This is a genomic window from Spirillospora sp. CA-294931, from assembly GCF_050946795.1.
In the GTDB taxonomy this organism is placed as follows: domain Bacteria; phylum Actinomycetota; class Actinomycetes; order Streptosporangiales; family Streptosporangiaceae; genus Spirillospora.
This window is the reverse complement of the sequence record NZ_CP192006.1, coordinates 8,946,000-8,961,721: the sequence shown is the minus strand read 5'-3', so window position 1 is coordinate 8,961,721 and position 15,722 is coordinate 8,946,000. Positions and strand designations below refer to the sequence as shown.

14 protein-coding genes are annotated in these 15,722 nt (G+C 71.3%); 7 read left to right on the top strand and 7 right to left on the bottom strand.

Features of this window, described 5'->3' with window-relative positions; genetic code table 11:
• Positions 1 to 763: 763 nt before the first annotated feature.
• Positions 764 to 1,528: a hypothetical protein gene (locus ACQPY4_RS40670; RefSeq protein ID WP_433330570.1), complete on the top strand. Its 765-nt coding sequence runs from the start codon at positions 764 to 766 to the stop codon at positions 1,526 to 1,528.
• Positions 1,529 to 1,665: 137 nt separating this feature from the next.
• Here the strand turns inward: ACQPY4_RS40670 and serB are convergent, their stop codons facing one another.
• The 4 genes from serB to ACQPY4_RS40650 form a co-directional block, all read right to left on the bottom strand.
• Positions 1,666 to 2,871 carry a phosphoserine phosphatase SerB gene (serB, locus tag ACQPY4_RS40665; protein WP_433330568.1) on the bottom strand — a complete coding sequence of 402 codons (1,206 nt, stop codon included), beginning with the start codon at positions 2,869 to 2,871 and terminating at the stop codon, positions 1,666 to 1,668.
• Positions 2,872 to 4,103: 1,232 nt separating this feature from the next.
• Positions 4,104 to 5,132 carry an S-adenosylmethionine:tRNA ribosyltransferase-isomerase gene (locus tag ACQPY4_RS40660; RefSeq protein ID WP_433330566.1) on the bottom strand — a complete coding sequence of 343 codons (1,029 nt, stop codon included), beginning with the start codon at positions 5,130 to 5,132 and terminating at the stop codon, positions 4,104 to 4,106.
• Positions 5,133 to 5,284: 152 nt separating this feature from the next.
• On the bottom strand, positions 5,285 to 6,667 hold the full coding sequence (locus ACQPY4_RS40655) for an MFS transporter (protein ID WP_433330564.1): 1,383 nt from the start codon (positions 6,665 to 6,667) through the stop codon (positions 5,285 to 5,287).
• Positions 6,668 to 6,749: 82 nt separating this feature from the next.
• On the bottom strand, positions 6,750 to 7,430 hold the full coding sequence (locus ACQPY4_RS40650; RefSeq protein ID WP_433330562.1) for an SDR family NAD(P)-dependent oxidoreductase: 681 nt from the start codon (positions 7,428 to 7,430) through the stop codon (positions 6,750 to 6,752).
• A gap of 280 nt (positions 7,431 to 7,710) precedes the next feature.
• Between ACQPY4_RS40650 and ACQPY4_RS40645 the strand changes: the two genes are divergently transcribed.
• The 5 genes from ACQPY4_RS40645 (at position 7,711) to ACQPY4_RS40625 (ending at position 11,833) form a co-directional block, all read left to right on the top strand.
• Positions 7,711 to 8,850 carry a GAF domain-containing sensor histidine kinase gene (locus tag ACQPY4_RS40645; protein WP_433330560.1) on the top strand — a complete coding sequence of 380 codons (1,140 nt, stop codon included), beginning with the start codon at positions 7,711 to 7,713 and terminating at the stop codon, positions 8,848 to 8,850.
• The gene (locus ACQPY4_RS40640) at positions 8,847 to 9,515 is read left to right on the top strand and encodes a response regulator (RefSeq protein ID WP_433330558.1); all 669 of its coding nucleotides are present in this window, start codon (positions 8,847 to 8,849) and stop codon (positions 9,513 to 9,515) included. Before ACQPY4_RS40645 ends, ACQPY4_RS40640 begins: the two co-directional genes overlap by 4 nt.
• A gap of 36 nt (positions 9,516 to 9,551) precedes the next feature.
• Positions 9,552 to 10,337 (top strand): PP2C family protein-serine/threonine phosphatase, encoded by a 786-nt coding sequence (locus ACQPY4_RS40635; RefSeq protein ID WP_433330556.1) that lies wholly within the window; start codon positions 9,552 to 9,554, stop codon positions 10,335 to 10,337.
• A gap of 270 nt (positions 10,338 to 10,607) precedes the next feature.
• A complete protein-coding gene (locus tag ACQPY4_RS40630; RefSeq protein ID WP_433330554.1) occupies positions 10,608 to 11,042 on the top strand; it encodes a DUF2752 domain-containing protein in 435 nt (144 codons plus the stop codon).
• 89 nt (positions 11,043 to 11,131) lie between these two features.
• On the top strand, positions 11,132 to 11,833 hold the full coding sequence (locus ACQPY4_RS40625) for an RDD family protein (protein ID WP_433330552.1): 702 nt from the start codon (positions 11,132 to 11,134) through the stop codon (positions 11,831 to 11,833).
• 223 nt (positions 11,834 to 12,056) lie between these two features.
• Here the strand turns inward: ACQPY4_RS40625 and ACQPY4_RS40620 are convergent, their stop codons facing one another.
• Positions 12,057 to 12,869: a hypothetical protein gene (locus ACQPY4_RS40620; protein WP_433330550.1), complete on the bottom strand. Its 813-nt coding sequence runs from the start codon at positions 12,867 to 12,869 to the stop codon at positions 12,057 to 12,059.
• Positions 12,870 to 13,066: 197 nt separating this feature from the next.
• Between ACQPY4_RS40620 and ACQPY4_RS40615 the strand changes: the two genes are divergently transcribed.
• Entirely contained in the window at positions 13,067 to 13,855 is a 789-nt protein-coding gene (locus tag ACQPY4_RS40615; RefSeq protein ID WP_433330548.1) for an ABC transporter ATP-binding protein, read from the top strand.
• 54 nt (positions 13,856 to 13,909) lie between these two features.
• On the opposite strand, the gene ACQPY4_RS40610 is transcribed toward ACQPY4_RS40615, so the two are convergent.
• Positions 13,910 to 15,046, bottom strand: a complete 1,137-nt coding sequence (locus ACQPY4_RS40610; RefSeq protein ID WP_433330546.1) for a CU044_5270 family protein — start codon at positions 15,044 to 15,046, stop codon at positions 13,910 to 13,912.
• A complete protein-coding gene (locus ACQPY4_RS40605; protein ID WP_433330544.1) occupies positions 15,039 to 15,668 on the bottom strand; it encodes an RNA polymerase sigma factor in 630 nt (209 codons plus the stop codon). The genes ACQPY4_RS40610 and ACQPY4_RS40605 overlap by 8 nt, the downstream gene beginning before the upstream one ends.
• Positions 15,669 to 15,722: the final 54 nt, after the last annotated feature.

Below are 15,722 nucleotides of genomic sequence, written 5' to 3'. Positions count from 1 at the left end.
ACCCTGGCCCTGGCTTGTGCCCAGGGCCCCCGCTTGGCGCTCCGGCCTCTGGCATCTCTGCACTGGGCTCTGTCTCGCCTAGGCCGTGCCCCGGTCCCGGGTCCCGTCGGGCTGTACCTCAGGCCTCGCCCAGACTCGGTCGCTGCTCCGGGCTCTATCTCAGGCCTCCCGGGCCCCGGTTTTGGTTCCGGCTCTTCCTCCGGGGCCGGTCCTGCCGTTTGCCACGGGCTTTGGGGTGAGCAGCTCCACAAGGTCTCCGTGGGCTCCCATTCCCGCGCCCTTTGCCCCGGGGCCCATCGCGCCCCTCGCCCCGGCCCCGCCCTCTCCACTGGGCTCCCGTCTTGCCTTCGGCTGCATGCTGGGTCAGCTATGTGCTAATTCCGCTCCACGTTGGTTCCGTTGCATGGTGGAGGACTCCACGCGGGCTTCATTGCAGGGCGGTAGACCTCCGCGCGGCATAGCCCAGCCCGTCGAGATCCGCACTGCCGCTTCGGTCAGGCCCGCCGGAGACGCTGGTGGCGTTCATGCGTGCGCGCTCGGTTGAGGGGTTACTGACCTCGGCGGCGCGGACCGTGTGCTGGCCCCCTTCCTGGGCGGCGCGGTCCGTGTGCTGGCCCCTTTCCTCGGCGCAGCAGTCCGCAGCGGCGGCACTCGGCGGCAGCAGTCCGCAGCGGCGGCACTCGGCGGTAGCAGTCCGCGGCGGCGGTCCGTAGGGGCGGCAGTCCGTAGGGGCGGCAGTCCGCAGGGGCAGCAGTCTGCTGCGGTGGCGCCTGCCTGCGGCGGCTCCAGTCACTTTGGTTTCACCCACGGTGCTCCGCGCCACGGCGGCTTTTACTGCGTGCTGGCTTCGTTTCTCGGCGAGCACCGCATGGTGTGCGTGGTCAGTTGGGATTCGCTATCGACGGCCAGGTTGTGGGGGCTGGCTGGGACTTCAGGGGCGCGGTCTTTGGGCGAGGTGTGGGTCGTCTTGCTGTCGCTGGCAGACTTTCCGGGCATGGCGAACAGTGCACTGTGGGTCGGCATTCTTACCGCGCTGACTGCGCTTGGGGCTAGCTACATCACGGCACGGGCGACCTTTGGAGCGGCACAGGCCCAAGCCGAAACGACCGCAAGGGCGGAATCCCTGCGTGAGGAGCGTGAGCGGCGTCGTGCTGCGTATAGGGAGATGATGAGCTGTGCACATGCGTTCAGCGAGGTCACGTGGCAGATCGATGACGTCGATGCGGCGCGTGGTCGTGCGAGTAAGGACCGGCTTCTGACGCAGATGTGCGAGCGTATCGGCCCGGCCATTGGGGACATGAACAGGGCGATGCACGAGGTCCGGCTCGATGGTCCTGCCTCAGTCTCGGACGCGGCGGACCACGTGCGGGATATGGCGCGGCGTGTTCAGCAGACGCTCAAGGCGCTCGTCGGTGACGACAGTGCCGAGCGGCGGGACGCCTACGACGCTGCCTACCGGGATTTCCGGGAAGCGTACGTCACCTTCATCGGCTTGGCGCGAGAGGCCCTGGAGGTCGAGAAGAGATAGCGGACTGCCTCTGATTCTCGGCGCCGGTCGCAGACGGCGAGGACGTCGAACGGCGCCACGAACCGGTCAGAAACGCGCAAGCCGAGAGCTGGTTGTCCAGTGCCGGTACTGCGGATTGGCGGCGTGTTTTGAAGGGGTTACAGGGTGTTGAGGTCGGCGGCGTCGGCGGCTTCTATTTCGTCTCGGGAGATGCCGAGGAGGAAAAGAATGGTGTCCAGGTAGGGGACGCTGACGGCGGTGTCGGCGGCCTGGCGGACGACCGGTTTGGCGTTGTAGGCGATGCCGAGGCCGGCTGCCTGGAGCATGTCGAGATCGTTGGCGCCGTCGCCGATGGCGACCGTTTGGCTGACCGGGATTCTGGCCTCGCGCGCGAAACGTTCTAGGGCGGTGGCTTTGCCGGCCCGGTCGATGACGGGGCCGACGACGTTGCCGGTGAGCTTGCCATCGATGATCTCCAGGGTGTTGGCCGCGGAGTAGTCGATGCCGAGATCGTCGACCAGGGCGTCGGTGACCTGGGTGAAGCCGCCGCTGACGATGGCGAACTTGTAGTCGAGGCGCTTGAGGGTGCGGACGAGGGTGCGGGCGCCGGCGGCGAGTTCGACCTGGCGGCGGACCTCGTCTACGGCCGAGGCCGGGAGGCCGGCCAGGAGGGCGACGCGTTCGCGTAGGGAACCCTCGAAGTCGAGTTCGCCGCGCATCGCGGCCTCGGTGACCTTGGCGACCTCGTCTAGGCACCCGGCGTGCTCGGCGAGCAACTCGATGACCTCGCCCTGAATGAGCGTGGAGTCGACGTCCATGACAATCAGGCGCTTGGCGCGCCGGTGCAGGCCGCTGTGCTGGACGGCGACGTCGACCTGCTGCTCGGCGGCCTCGATGGCCAGGGCGGCGCGCAGGGCTTCGGGGTCGGCACCCGAGACGTCCATCTCGATGCAGGTCACGGGGGTGTGCGCGAGGCGTTCGATGCGGTCGATGTTGGCGCCGTTGGCGGCGATGCGTCCGGCGATGCCCGCCATCGCGGCGGGCTTGAGCGGCGCGCTGAGCACGGTGACGTGCAGGCGGCCCCGGCGGCGCGGTGGCCGCTTGTCGCGGCCGGTGGACAGTTCGATCTCCATGTCGAGATCGGTGGCGACCTTCTCTGCCGCTGCCCAGACCTGCCCGACGTCCGCGCCGTCGGTGTAGGCCACCAGGACGCCGAGGACGAGCCTGCCGCGGATGACGACCTGTTCGACGTCCACCACGCTGAGCGGGAACGTGGCCAGGGTCGTGAACAGACGCGAGGTCACCCCGGGGCGGTCGCGGCCGGTGAGTGTGATGAGCAGCGTGCGCTGTGCTGTGCCGTCCATGCTGCTCACAACGGTACCGGCCGAGAACGCGAGGCCGCGCACCTGTCCACCATCCGGACGTCCGACGTTCACGCACTCGCAGAGGGGCCTCATGGTCCCTCTTGATGTCCTCTGCCCTTCTGGCGGCCCCTTCTTAGTCACCCCGCCTCGTGCTATCGCCCACGCGCGCTCCTATCGCCCCCGCTCTTCACCACCCCCGCGCTCTGTCGCCCCTCGTCTCATGGTCTCGTGACTTCGCGGCCTTGGAGCTTCGCGGACTTGGCGCCCCGTGGCCCCGTGGCCCCGTGGCCCATGGCCCATGGCCCACGCGCTCCTGGCCCCGGTGCCCACGCGCCCGCGGGCCCCGTGCCCACGCGCTCGCCGTGCCCACGCGCCCATGCCCACCTGCGCCGCGCCCCGTGTCCGTGCCCCCTGCCCCTGCCCATACTCACGTGCGCCGTGCGCCGTGCGCCGTGCGCCGTGCGCCGTGCGCCGTGCGCCGTGCGCCGTGTCCACGTGCGCCGTGTCCACGTGCGCCGTGTCCACGTGCGCCGTGTCCACGTGCGCCGTGTCCACGTGCCTCGTGGCCCGTGGCCCGTGCGCCCGGTGCGCCCCGGCGCCCCTGTGCCGTGCGCCGTGCCCACGTGCCCACGTGCCCACGTGCCCACGTGCGCTGTGCCCACGTGCGCTGTGCCCACGTGCGCTGTGCCCACGTGCGCTGTGCCCACGTGCGCTGTGCCCACGTGCGCTGTGCCCACGGGCCTCGTGGCCCGTGGCCCGTGGCCCCGGCGCCCCGTGCCCGCGTGGCCCCGGCGCCCCCGTGCCCGCGTGTCCGCGCGCCCCCGTGCCCCGTGCGCCCGGTGCGCCCCCTGCGCCCCTGCGCCGTGCCCCCGTGCCCCCGTGCCCCCGTGCCCATGTGCCCCCGTGCCCACGTGCGCCGTGCCCGTGCCCCCGTGCGCCGTGGCCCGTGCGACTTGTCCTTTGGGGGTGTGGGCTCGTGCTTCCCGCCTCCTAGCGCGTTTGCCCCCGGCCTGGGGGTCGGGCGGCGGGGATTTGGAGGGTGTTGTGGAGTGGTGGGGCGGCGGGGTTGGGGAGGGGCGATGGATGTGGGAGGGCGGGAGGTTCTCTTTGGGGGTGGGGGCGGCGGCTCGCGGGTGGGCTCTGGTGGTGGATTTGGACTGGGTGGGGGGCGTTCGTTTGGTGGGTGGATGCTTCGAATGGGGAGGCGGGGGTGGTGCCTCTTGTTGAGGTGGTTAGGGGAGTAGGAGGTTCGTGTCTCCGAATTCGTGCCAGAGGTAGCCCTCGGAGAGGGCGGCTTTGTAGGTGGATTCCAGGAGGGCTTGGCCTGCGATGGCGGTGAGCATCATGAGGTGGGACGACTTGGGTTCGTGGAGGCCGGTGAGGAGGCCGTCCACGGCTCGGACGCCGGCTTCTGGGGTGACTATGTGGTTCGTCCAGCCGCTGGAGGCGCGGACGTGGCCGTCCAGGGCGGCGGTTTCCAGGGCTCGGACGACGGTCGTGCCGACGGCGATGACGCGGCCGCCTTGGGCTCGGACGTGTTCGACCAGGGCGGCGGTGGGTTCGGGGACGTCGTAGCGCTCCGGGTATGGGGGTTCGTGGGCTTCGGGGGACGCGACTCCCGTGTGGAGGGTGAGCGGGGCCATGTGGATGCCGCGGGCCAGGAGGCGGGTCACTAGTTCGGGGGTGAAGGGGCGGGCGGCGCTGGGCATTTCGGCGCTGCCTGTCGTCCGGTCGTGGGCGAAGGTGGTCTGGTAGGCGGCGGTGGGCCAGTCGCGCCGGACGTAGCCGTACCGGATGGGGACGCCGTGGCGGCGCAGGTAGGGGACGACGTCTTCGCTCAGGCGGGCGGCCCAGAGGCGTTCGCTGTGGCGTCCGATCAGGGTGAGGGTGGCGCCGCCGGGCATCGGGATCCACTCCCCGAGGGAGCCGCCGAGGTAGGGGACGCTGGACTTGCCCGTCCGGCGGCGCAGCTCGACCAGCCAGAGGCGGTCGTCGTGCCCCTCGTGCGGGAGGGGCGTGGAGAAGTGCACGGCGATCTTGTCGAGCCGGACGGCCGCCGGGAGCGTTGCCGAGGTGTTGACAACGATCAGGTCGCCGGGGCGTAGCAGGTCGGGTAGTTCGCGGAACGCGTGGTGGGTCACCTCGCCGGTGGAACGGCGTCCGGTCAGGAGGCGGACCCCGTCGCGTGCGCGGCCGCGCGCCTCGGGAGGCTCGTGGGCTTCGAGGGCGGGTGGAAGGACGAAGTCGAGCGTGGCGGTCATGAGCTGTCTCCGATTGTGAGGTGTTGGGTGAGCTTGGGGTGTGGGTGAGATGTCCGGCTGGTTGGGTTTGGTGTAGGGCGCGCGGGCGGGCGGATTGGAAGGTGGGGATGGTTGCCGGGGCGGGAAGTTTGGGGCTGTGGATGTGGCGGCTTTTAGGGGGTGGTTTGGGGGCGGGGGGTTAGGCGGGTGGCGGTTAGGGCGGCTAGTACGGCTACGGCGGTGAAGAGGGCTCCGGCGGCGGTCAGGCCGGTGGTGAGGTGGTCGGTGCCGAAGGCGGTGATCAGGGCGCCGCCCATGCCGGCCAGGAGGGAGGCGCCGAGCATGTCGCTGATGGCCAGGGACGAGGAGTTGACGCCCTGTTCGGATTCGGGGGACTGGTCGAGGAGCAGGACGCTGAGGCTGCTCACCGCCAGGCCCATTCCGGCGCCGCCGATGAGCCAGGCGGGGGCGGTGGCCCAGGCGGACAGGTGCAGGGTGACGGCCACGCCGAGGACTCCGGTGGCCATGAGGATGGCGCCCAGGCGGACGAAGAAGGTGCGGGGGCGCTTGGAGCGACCCTGGAACTGGGAGGCGATCGACCAGCCCAGCGCGGCGACCGTGAGGACGATGCCGGCCTTGGTGGCGCTGAAGCCGTGCTGGGACGTGAGGGCCAGCGGGATGAAGATGTCGGTTCCGACGAAGGCGCCGGAGAGCAGACCGCGGGTCAGGACGACGCTGGGCAGGCCGCGGCGCATCCGCAGGGTTCCGGCGGGCAGGAGCTTGGGGAGCCCGTAGGCCAGTCCGGCCAGGCCGAGGGCGGCGATGGGGAGCAGCGTCCAGTTGTGGCGTTCGAGGCCGAAGAGCATGATCGCGGCGCCGGCCGTGAGGGCGATGGCGGGGACGTGGCGCTTGGGCTTCGCGGCGGAGGCCTCGGCGGGGCGCAGCTTGCGCAGCGCCGGGACGAGCAGGAGCGCGGGCGGGATCACCAGCGGGACGAGGCCGAGGAAGACCCAGCGCCAGCCGATGTGCTCGGCGACGAGGCCCCCGACTGCCGGGCCCAGGAGGGACGGCATGATCCAGGCGATGGCCTCGGCGGCGAAGACGCGGGGGCGCAGCTCCTCGGGGTAGACGCGGGCGATGACGACGTAGAGGGAGACCAGCGCCAGGCCTGTGCCCAGGCCTTGGACGGCGCGTCCGGCCACGAAGGTCTCCATGGTGGGCGCGGCCCCGGAGATCACCAGTCCGGCCAGGAAGACGGCCAGGCCGACGACCAGGGGGCGGATCGGGCTGCCGACGCGGTCGATCCAGCCACCGGCCAGGACGGTGGCGAGCAGGCTGGCGATCAGCGTGGCGCTGAAGCCCCACGCGTACAGGGCCAGGCCGTTGAGGTCGCGGGCCACGATCGGCATGACGGTGCCGACCGCCATGGCCTCGAAGCCGAGGAGCGTGACCAGGAACGTGATGCCGAACGTCGGGCCTCGGTACCGGCGGCTCAGCAGACCTTCGGTTGTCTTCTCCTGCGGGGTCTCTGGCACGGGTTCCAGGACGGTGGTCATCGGGGTCTCCGGGGTGTGTGAGGCGTCCCTGGGGGGGTGCGCGCTGTTCAGGCTGTTGTCGCCGCGCCCTAGGCGGTTTGGGCTATGCGACGGGGTGGAGGTCTGCGGTGCGGTAGCGGCCGCTGGGGAGGCGGTTGGTGATGAGGTGGTGCAGGGCGGCGGCGGAGTGTTCGGGTGGGGGTGCCGAGGTGGCGTCCTCGCCGGCGGCGCGGAGCATGTCGGTGTTCATCTCGCCGGGGTCGGCCCACCAGACGGCCAGGTCGGGTTCTTCGGCGGCCAGGACGGCGGAGAGGTGCTCCAGGGCGGCCTTGGTGAGGCCGTAGCCGCCCCAGGTCTGGTAGGGCTCGACGGCGGCGTCCGAGGTGATGTTGAGGATGGCGCCGTGGCGCCGGCGGAGTTCGGGGAGCATGACCTGGATGAGGGCCAGGGGTGCCTCGACGTTGGTCCTGAAGGCGTGGGCGAGGTCGTCCAGAGGCTGGTCGGCCAGGCGGGGGAGCGGTGTGGTGCCGAGGGTTCCGGCGTTGTTGACCAGGAGGTCGAGTCCTCCGGCGCCCTCGACCGTCCGGACGAGTTCGGCGAGGTGGTGGTGGTCGGCGACGTCGCCGGCGACGGGCCGGGCGCCGAGGTCGGCGGCGGTGGATTCGAGGTCGGCGGCGCCGCGTGCGGTGACGATGAGGTGCCAGCCGTCCCGGGCCAGTTCGCGGGCCAGGGCCCGGCCGAGGCCCCGGGAGGCTCCGGTGACGAGTGCGGTCTTCTGAGTCATGTCTTTGACGCTAGAAAGTCCGCGGGCTCGGGGCATCGGGCGGGCGGAGGCACTGGGCTCGACCCTTGGTCCTAGGACCATCGGCGAAAGAGATCTTCACGCGGGGACGAGATCAAGGACATAATCCTCGGGCATGAGGGGACCTAGGTCAGGATGCGCCCGTGGGAGAGGGCGGCGCGTCCCGAACCTAAGTCCTGGGGCTGATTCAGGCGCCGCGGTCCGGAGAGTACGGTTTTCACATGTGGGCGTCCCAGCGCTCACCGCTGAGCGAGGGGCCGGGATGAGCGCTGACGACGGGGAGGCCAACGTCACCCTGCACGCCGTCAGCTCCGCCGTGCTCGCCGTCACCCGGCACCTGTCGGTGCACGAGGTGCTCCAGGTCATCGTGCGGGCGGCGGCGCAGCTGCTGGACGCGCGGTACGCGGCGCTGGGGGTGCCCGACGACGAGGGCTCGTTCGCCGAGTTCGTGGTCGAGGGTGTTTCCGACGAGGAGTGGGACGCGATCGGCCCGCTGCCCCGCCAGCACGGGATGCTCGCGGCGATGCTGCGCGACAACGAGCCCAAGCGGCTGACCGACATCCGGCGCGAGCCGGAGTTCGAGGGCTGGCCGCAGGCGCATCCCATCCTCAAGGACTTCCTGGGGGTGCCGATCCGTGACGGGGACGAGGTCCTCGGGATCATCTTCCTGGCCAACAAGAACGACCGGTCGCGGGGCGGGTTCAGCGACGACGACCAGGACCTGCTGTCGCTGTTCGCCGCGCACGCGGCCATCGCCGTCACCAACGCCCGGCTCTACGAGCGCAACCGCGAGCTGACCGTGGTGGCCGAGCGCAACCGGCTGGCCCGGGAGCTGCACGACGCGGTGGCGCAGAAGCTGTTCTCGCTGCGGCTCACCGCGCGGGCGGCGGCGGCGCTGGCCGAGCGTGACCCGGTGCGGACGCTGGAGGAGCTCGGGCATGTCGAGACGATGGCGGCCGAGGCCCTCGCGGAGCTGCGGGCGGTGATCTTCGAGCTGCGCCCGGCCGACCTGGCCGACGGGCTGGTCGCCTCGCTGCGCAAGCACGTGGAGGTCCTCGACCGCGCGTACGAGACGTCGGTCCGGTTCGAGCTGGACGGCAGCGACGGCGCCGCGCTGCCGCTGGCCGAGGACGAGGAGGCGGTGCTGTTCCGCATCGCCCAGGAGGCCCTCTACAACGCGCTGCGCCATGCCGCCGCGGCGAACGTCCGGGTGCGGCTGAGCGCGTCCGACCGGTGTGTCGCCCTGGTGGTGTCCGACGACGGGACGGGCTTCGACGGCGAGCCGCAGGGCGGGCTCGGGCTGGCCTCGATGCGCGAGCGCGCCGTGTCGGTGGGCGGCACCCTCAGCATCGACGCCGCGCCCGGCGCGGGGACGGCCGTCCGGCTGGAGGTGCCGTTGTGAGCAAGGTCATCCGGGTGCTGATCGCGGACGACCATCCGGTCGTCCGGCAGGGGCTGAGCACGTTCCTGGGCATCCAGGACGACATCGAGGTCGTCGGCGAGGCGGCCGACGGGCTCGCGGCCGTGTCACTGGCCGAATCGCTCCGGCCCGATATCGTGCTGATGGACCTCAAGATGCCGGGCGCCGACGGCCTGGCCGCGCTGACGGAGCTGCGGGCGCGCGGCGTGGCGGCGCGGGTCCTGGTGCTGACGAGCATCACCGAACGGGGGCATGTGCTGCCGGCAGTACAGGCGGGGGCGGCGGGGTATCTCTACAAGGACGTCGATCCGCAGGCGCTCGTGCAGGCGATCAGGGCCGTCCATGACGGGCACGTCCTGTTCGCGCCCGACGCGGCGGAGGCGATGCTCGCGTCGGACGCCAGGTCCGACGACCGCGGCCTGGCCGCGCTGACGGAACGGGAAAGGGAGGTGCTGGTGCACATCGCGCGGGGCAGGTCGAACCGCGAGATCGCACGTGCTCTGGTGGTCTCCGAGAAGACGGTCAAGACTCACGTCAGTAATCTGCTCATGAAACTGGGAGTACAGGATCGGACGCAGGCGGCGCTCTACGCCGTCCGCCACGGCATAGGCTTGGCCGGCTCCACTGGGGAGCCGGTCGGCGACTGATAAAACTCCTCCGACAGGATCGTCATCGAAATCGGTATGAACGTAGCAATCAGGTACGCAGCAGGCAGTGACATCGGGTGCAACCGCGAGAACAACGAGGACTCGGGGTACGCCGGTGCGCGGTTGATCGCGGTCGCCGACGGAATGGGCGGGTACGCGGGCGGCGAGGTCGCCAGCTCCACCGTCATCGGTTCGCTGCGCTCATTGGACACCGAGACCCATCAGGACGATCTTGTCGAGAGCCTGGGGCGCGCCGTCGCCGAGGCCAACGAGAAGCTGCGGATCGTCCGTGAGGAAAGACCCGATCTGAGCCGGATGGGCACCACGCTGACCGCCATGCTGTGGTCGGGCCAGTCGGTCGCGCTGGCGCACATCGGCGATTCTCGCGGTTATCTGCTGCGGGACGGTGAACTGTTCCAGATCACCCAGGATCACACGATGGACCAGTTGCTGAACGCCGAGGCCGAGCAGTCGGGCGGGACGGTCGACCCGGCCGAGACGTCCCGGCTCTCGCATGTGCTCTACCGGGTGCTGGACGGACGCGACGACCGCGAGCCCGACCTGCGGCTGCGCGAGGCCAAGCTGGGCGACCGGTATCTGCTGTGCTCCGACGGGCTGAGCGGCCCGGTCGACGCGCAGACGATCTACGAGGCGATCTCGGCCGAGGCCGACCCCGTGGCGGCCGTCCGGCGGCTGATCGAGCTGGCCCGTGACGGCGGCGGTCCCGACAACATCACCGCGGTGATCGCGGACGTCGTGGAGGCCGAGCATCTGACCGGTACCGAGACTCCCGTCACAGTGGGCGCCGCCGCCCAGGCGTGAGACCGCCCGCGTCCCGCCCCGCCTGCGAGGACGTGACCGGCGGCGCCGCGATCGGTCGCCGCTGTCGTCGATCGGTCCAACATCGCCCGAGCAGTTGGTGATTTGTCCTACTCTTGCGCTTGAGGTGCTGTCAATCGCGCTCTAGGTAACGGTACGGTCGCGTATCGCTGTCGGCTATTGACCAGCCTTGGAGTGCATCCGGTATGACGGGCACTCCAAATCACTCGAAATTCAGTCATCGAGGCGGAGGATTCGTTGGGGGGAGCGCCCGTGGCGACGGGCGCCGAGGCACCGCGTGGTGCGCTCGGGCGTCCGATCGACCGTGCTCTCACCGCCACGCGGCACGGACCCGTGGGGGTGCTGCTGCGCGTCGCGGCGATGGCCGGAGCGGCCGTCGGCGTGGCGATGATCCATCGTGTCAACGACCCCGGCGTGCTCTGCCCCCTCAGGGCGATCACCGGGATCCCCTGCCCCCTGTGCGGGGGCACCACCGTGTTCATCGAGCTGGGCTCGGGCCGTCCGGTCCCGGCACTGCTCGCGAACCCGGTGGCCTTCGCCGCGGCGGTCGGCGTCGCCGTCGCGCCGCTGGGGGCGGGAGAACGGTGGTGGGCACTCCACCCGAAGGCCCGCGCATGGGTCCTCGGTACCGCCCTCGTGGGGTCGGAGCTGTGGCAGCTTGTCCGGCTCGGCCTCCTGCGAGTTTGAGACCGGCCTGCGCGTCGGTCAGACTTGCGGAGCCCTCCGAGTCCGGCGGGCGTCACTCTAACCAGTGGGTCAACCAATAAGGAGCAAGAGTGGGTAACCCCTACGACCCGTACGGGCAGCAGCAGCCGGGCTACGGTCAGCAGCCCGGGTACGGGCAGCAGCCCCCTGCCCAGCCCGGGTACGGGCAGCAGCCTCCGGTGCAGCCGGGCTATGGCCAGCCCCAGCCTGGGTACGGCCAGCCCCCGGCGCAGCCGGGCTACGGCCAGCCGGCCGCTCAGCCCGGTTACGGTCAGCCGGCGTACGGGCAGCAGCCGCAGCCCGCCTACGGCCAGCCCGCCCAGGAAGTGCACCACCACTACTACGGCGGCGGCCAGCTCGCCGAGTGGGGTTCCCGCGCGGGCGGCTACCTCATCGACGCCCTGATCTTCGCGGGCCCGTTCTTCCTGCTCTACCTGCTGAGCCTGATGCTCTTCGGCTCCGGCAGCGGCGGCGGCGCCGCCCTCGGCCTGATGCTGATGGCCGTCGGGTGGCTGCTGTCCTTCGCGGGCTTCCTGTGGATCTGCTACCAGGAGGGCACCACGGGCCAGTCCATCGGCAAGAAGCAGATGGGCATCAGGCTGGTGGGCGCGCAGACCGGGCAGCCGATCGGCTTCGGCATGGCCTTCCTGCGCAAGCTCGCGCACATGGCCGACAGCTTCGCCTGCTACGTCGGCTACTTCTGGCCGCTGTGGGACGAGCGCAAGCAGACCTTCGCCGACAAGATCTGCAACACCCTCGTCACCCGCGTCTGACCTTCGGGCAGTCGCGAATCGCGCCGCCGAACGGGGCGTCTCCTCACGGAGGCGCCCCGTTCGCATTCCCCGGGGATTGGCTCGAAGGTCCTGGACGGACCGGACCCCCGGAGACTCGTCCGCGGAGAACGTTTCGTTCGCGCTGCCAGGGGCCGGGTCGAAGGTCGTGGGCGGGCGTCGGTGCCCTCAAGGCTCGCCCGCAGAGGGTGCGCCGTTCCTCGCTTCAGGGGACGGGGTCGAAGGAGCTGTTGCATGCGGCCACTCGGGCGCGGCGGACGGCGCGGTCGAGCAGGCGCAGCGCCTCGGAGCGGCGGCGCATCTGGTCGGCGGTGAGGCCGCGGTCGTGCATACGGTGCGCGAGGTCGACGACCAGGGCCAGGCGTCCGGCCAGCGCGGCGACCCGGTGGGCGCGGGGCGGGTAGCCGGGTGCCAGCGGATGCTCACCGCGTCCGGGATCGCGCAGGTCGGCCAGGGCGTCCAGGACCTCGGGCGGGACCCCGTCGCCCCCGTCCACCGTCAGCAGGTCTTCGGTGGCGTCGCGCATGGCGAGGGTGAGCTGGCGTTCGGCGTCGGCCAGGCCGGGGACGTCCGGCGCGGCGGGCACCGCGTCGTAGGCCCGCCACAGGACGCCGACGTAGGACGAGCCTCGTCGGTCCTCCCCGGGGACCAGGCCGGTCGCGCGTCCCGGCAGGACGGCGATCACGGCCGCCTCGGCGTCGATCGCCGCGCGGTTGAAGGCGGGCGGGCCGGTCAGGCCGAGCGGGTCGCCGGTGGCGGGCAGCGCCAGCCGGAAGGCCGACATCCCGGCCACGCGCAGGTCGGCCAGGCCGCGCCGCAGCGTCACCTCGTCCGGCGCCGGCACCTCGCCACCGGCGGGCGCGACGGGTGGCCGCGCGGGGGACACGCCGCCCAGGATCTGCGGGCCCGCGATCTTCTCGACCGCGTCGACCGCCTCGTCCAGGCCCACGTGCCCGGTCAGCCAGGCATTGCCCCAGGCGACCAGAGCGGTCGCCGCGTCACCTGTCCCGTTGCTCATCCCGTTCCACCGATCCGCCGCTGGCATCCAAACCACCATAAAGCGCGTGCCGGACGTTCACCCGTCCGTCGGCACTCCGACGAGGAGAGCCTGGCATCCTCCAGGACGCGGTGCAGCCACGAGGGGGCGCGATCGCATAGGTTTCTTCCTGATAACCGGATCACCTTGGGTAGGCGATTAAGGGGCAATGGCGCGCGATGTCCGGTGAGGTTCTTCAGCTCCGCGGTGTCGGAGTCAAGCGCGGGGGGTCGGCGCTGCTGCGCGACCTCACGTGGACGGTCAACGAGGGCGAGCGCTGGGTCATCGTCGGACCCAACGGCGCGGGAAAAACAACGTTGTTGCAGGTGGCGGCCGCCTTGATGCATCCGAGCGAGGGGTCGGCGCAGATCCTCGACGAGGAGATCGGCCGCACCGACGTGTTCGAGCTGCGGCCGCGCATCGGCATCGCGAGCGCGGCGGTGGCCGAGAAGGTCCCGGCCGAGGAGACGGTCATCGACCTGGTGCTGACCGCCTCGTACGCCATCCTCGGCCGCTGGCGGGAGGAGTACGACTCCACCGACGTGACGCGCGCGGTCGAGCTGCTGGACGCCCTCGGCTGCGCCGACCTGATCCGCCGCAAGTTCTCCACGCTGTCCGAGGGCGAGCGCAAGCGCGTGCAGATCGCCCGCGCGCTCATGCCCGACCCCGAACTGCTGCTGCTCGACGAGCCCGCGGCGGGCCTGGATCTCGGCGGCCGCGAGGACCTGGTCGCCCGCCTCGGCCTGCTGGCCGACGATCCGGCCGCCCCCACGATGGTGATGGTCACCCATCACGTCGAGGAGGTCCCCGACGGCTTCACCCACGCCCTCCTGCTGCGCAAGGGCCAGATCGTCGCCCAGGGCAAGGTGGACGAGGTCTTCACCGAAGAACACCTCACCCGCTGCTTCGGCGTCGCCCTCGGCATCGATCGTCAGAACGGCCGCTGGTACGCCCGAGCCACCCGCTGACCAACGGTGACCGTCCCTTGAAGGCCCAGGGTGGGCTTCAAGGGACGGGGAGGGTCAGCCGGGTTCGGGAAGGTTCCGCACCCACTTGGGGACCAGTGATTTGTAGGGGGCGTTCGTCCACTCGGACTTCTTGATCACTTCGAAGTGCTGCCGGGTGCCCGGGCGGAGGCCGGAGTTGGCGGTTCCGGGGCGTTCGACGATGGCCTGGGTGGCGGTGACGCGGCCGGTGGAGCCGTCGATGACGAGCTGCCAGTCGAGCGTGCCGTGCTCCGGGGTCGTCTGCCGCATCGCGACCGCGCGCCCGGCGCGCCCGTCGGCGTCCCTGGTGGTGATCATGCGGACGCCGTTGAGGCTCGCCATGACGCGGTAGACGGCCACGCGCACGCGGTCCGGCACGGGGCTCTCGACGAGCAGGTAGGACGCCTGCGCGAAAAGGTAGAGGTCCGGGTTCCGCAGGCGCCTGCGGTCGAACTTGGTCGCGTAGTTGAGCAGCCAGGCCCGGAGCTTGGACGGGTCGGTGGGCAGCTTCCTGGCGGTCTCGACGCCGAAGTCGAGCTGGGCGCCCTCCCCGGGAGCGGGTCCGCGTTCCTGGGCTCCGAGGCCGCCGCAGGCGGACCGCCCCTTGGGGTCGCAGGGCAGCTGGAAATCGCTCACCCCGGGCCTGCCGTCGGCCGTCCAGGCGCGCTCGTCCGCGGGACCGACGGGGCGGATCTCCGGGTCGCCCAGCTCGCCGCCCAGCGACGACCAGTCCTTGCCGAGGCCGTTCTCCGTCTTTGCCGCGATGGAGTAGCGGCCCTGACGGACCTCCAGGGAGTAGCGCGTGCCGGGCTTCTTGGGGGACGGGACGAACTCAGTGGTCCCGGCGACGGACGACACGTACCAGAGCCGTCCGTCCGTCGGCGCCTTCTCCTTGGCGTTCGCCGCCGCGAGGAGGAAGTTCGCCGCCGGGCCGCTCTGCGCGGTCAGAGGCTCGGGCTTGTAGAGGGGGCGGGTGGTCCACTGGTGGTAGGCGACGCCCACGGCGAGCGAGGCCGCTGTGGCCCCGGCCACCAGTACCAGACCGCGCCGGGACGGCCGCCGCCGCCGTCCCGAGATCTCGGTGGTCAGCCGCCTGCGCGCGTCCCGCGTGGTCTGGGCGGAGGCGGGTCGTTCCTCGGTGAGCAGCTCGCTCACCATCGTCAGCTCATCCATGGTCGTTCTCCGTCCCCAGTGGATCGACGCCGCCGAGCGCCTCGCGTACCTGCCTGCGGGCCCTGCTCAGCCGCGAGCAGACGGTCCCGTACTTCACCCCGAGCGCCTGGGCGACCTCGGGGTAGGTGAGATCGGCGAGGGCGACGAGCAGCAGCACGTCGCGGTCGCCGCTCGACAGCCCGGCCAGGGCCGCGCCGAGGCGTCCTCCGGCCGCCGAGGCCGCCACACGGGACACCACGCGGTCGTCGTGTCCTTCGCCGGACGGCTCGCCGCCGATCCGCGCGAGCGAGCGGTACCGGCGCACCTCGTCCCGGCGGTGCCGGCTCACCAGGCGGGTGGCGATCCCGTACAGCCACGACCGCGCCGATCCCTTCCGGGGGTCGAAGCCCGACCGCTTGCGGAACGCGACGAGGAAGGTCTCGGCCGCCAGGTCGTCGGCGGCGTCCGCGCCGAGCCTGCGGTCGATGTAGCGGTGGATCTCCGCGTAGTACAGGTCGAAGACCTCGGTGAACCGGTCGGGGTGCTCCAGGGACGCCGCGACCGGGGCGGCGTCCTCCGGCAAGGGCGGTGGTTCGGGCTCGGGGGGTGCGGCCGCCCGTTTGAAAACATGGATGGTGTTCACACCCTCTTCTCGCCCGAACCCCGCGGACCCCTTCTCGTCCCACTCTGACGGGGC

Excerpts from the sequence above, each read along its gene's own strand:
- ACQPY4_RS40655 (WP_433330564.1), bottom strand. The coding sequence starts at position 6,667 with ATGACCACCGTCCTGGAACCCGTGCCAGAGACCCCGCAGGAGAAGACA.
- ACQPY4_RS40610 (WP_433330546.1), bottom strand. The coding sequence starts at position 15,046 with ATGGATGAGCTGACGATGGTGAGCGAGCTGCTCACCGAGGAACGACCC.
- ACQPY4_RS40615 (WP_433330548.1), top strand. The coding sequence starts at position 13,067 with ATGTCCGGTGAGGTTCTTCAGCTCCGCGGTGTCGGAGTCAAGCGCGGG.
- ACQPY4_RS40645 (WP_433330560.1), top strand. The coding sequence starts at position 7,711 with ATGAGCGCTGACGACGGGGAGGCCAACGTCACCCTGCACGCCGTCAGC.
- ACQPY4_RS40635 (WP_433330556.1), top strand. The coding sequence starts at position 9,552 with ATGAACGTAGCAATCAGGTACGCAGCAGGCAGTGACATCGGGTGCAAC.
- ACQPY4_RS40650 (WP_433330562.1), bottom strand. The coding sequence starts at position 7,430 with ATGACTCAGAAGACCGCACTCGTCACCGGAGCCTCCCGGGGCCTCGGC.
- ACQPY4_RS40620 (WP_433330550.1), bottom strand. The coding sequence starts at position 12,869 with ATGAGCAACGGGACAGGTGACGCGGCGACCGCTCTGGTCGCCTGGGGC.
- ACQPY4_RS40660 (WP_433330566.1), bottom strand. The coding sequence starts at position 5,132 with ATGACCGCCACGCTCGACTTCGTCCTTCCACCCGCCCTCGAAGCCCAC.
- serB (WP_433330568.1), bottom strand. The coding sequence starts at position 2,871 with ATGGACGGCACAGCACAGCGCACGCTGCTCATCACACTCACCGGCCGC.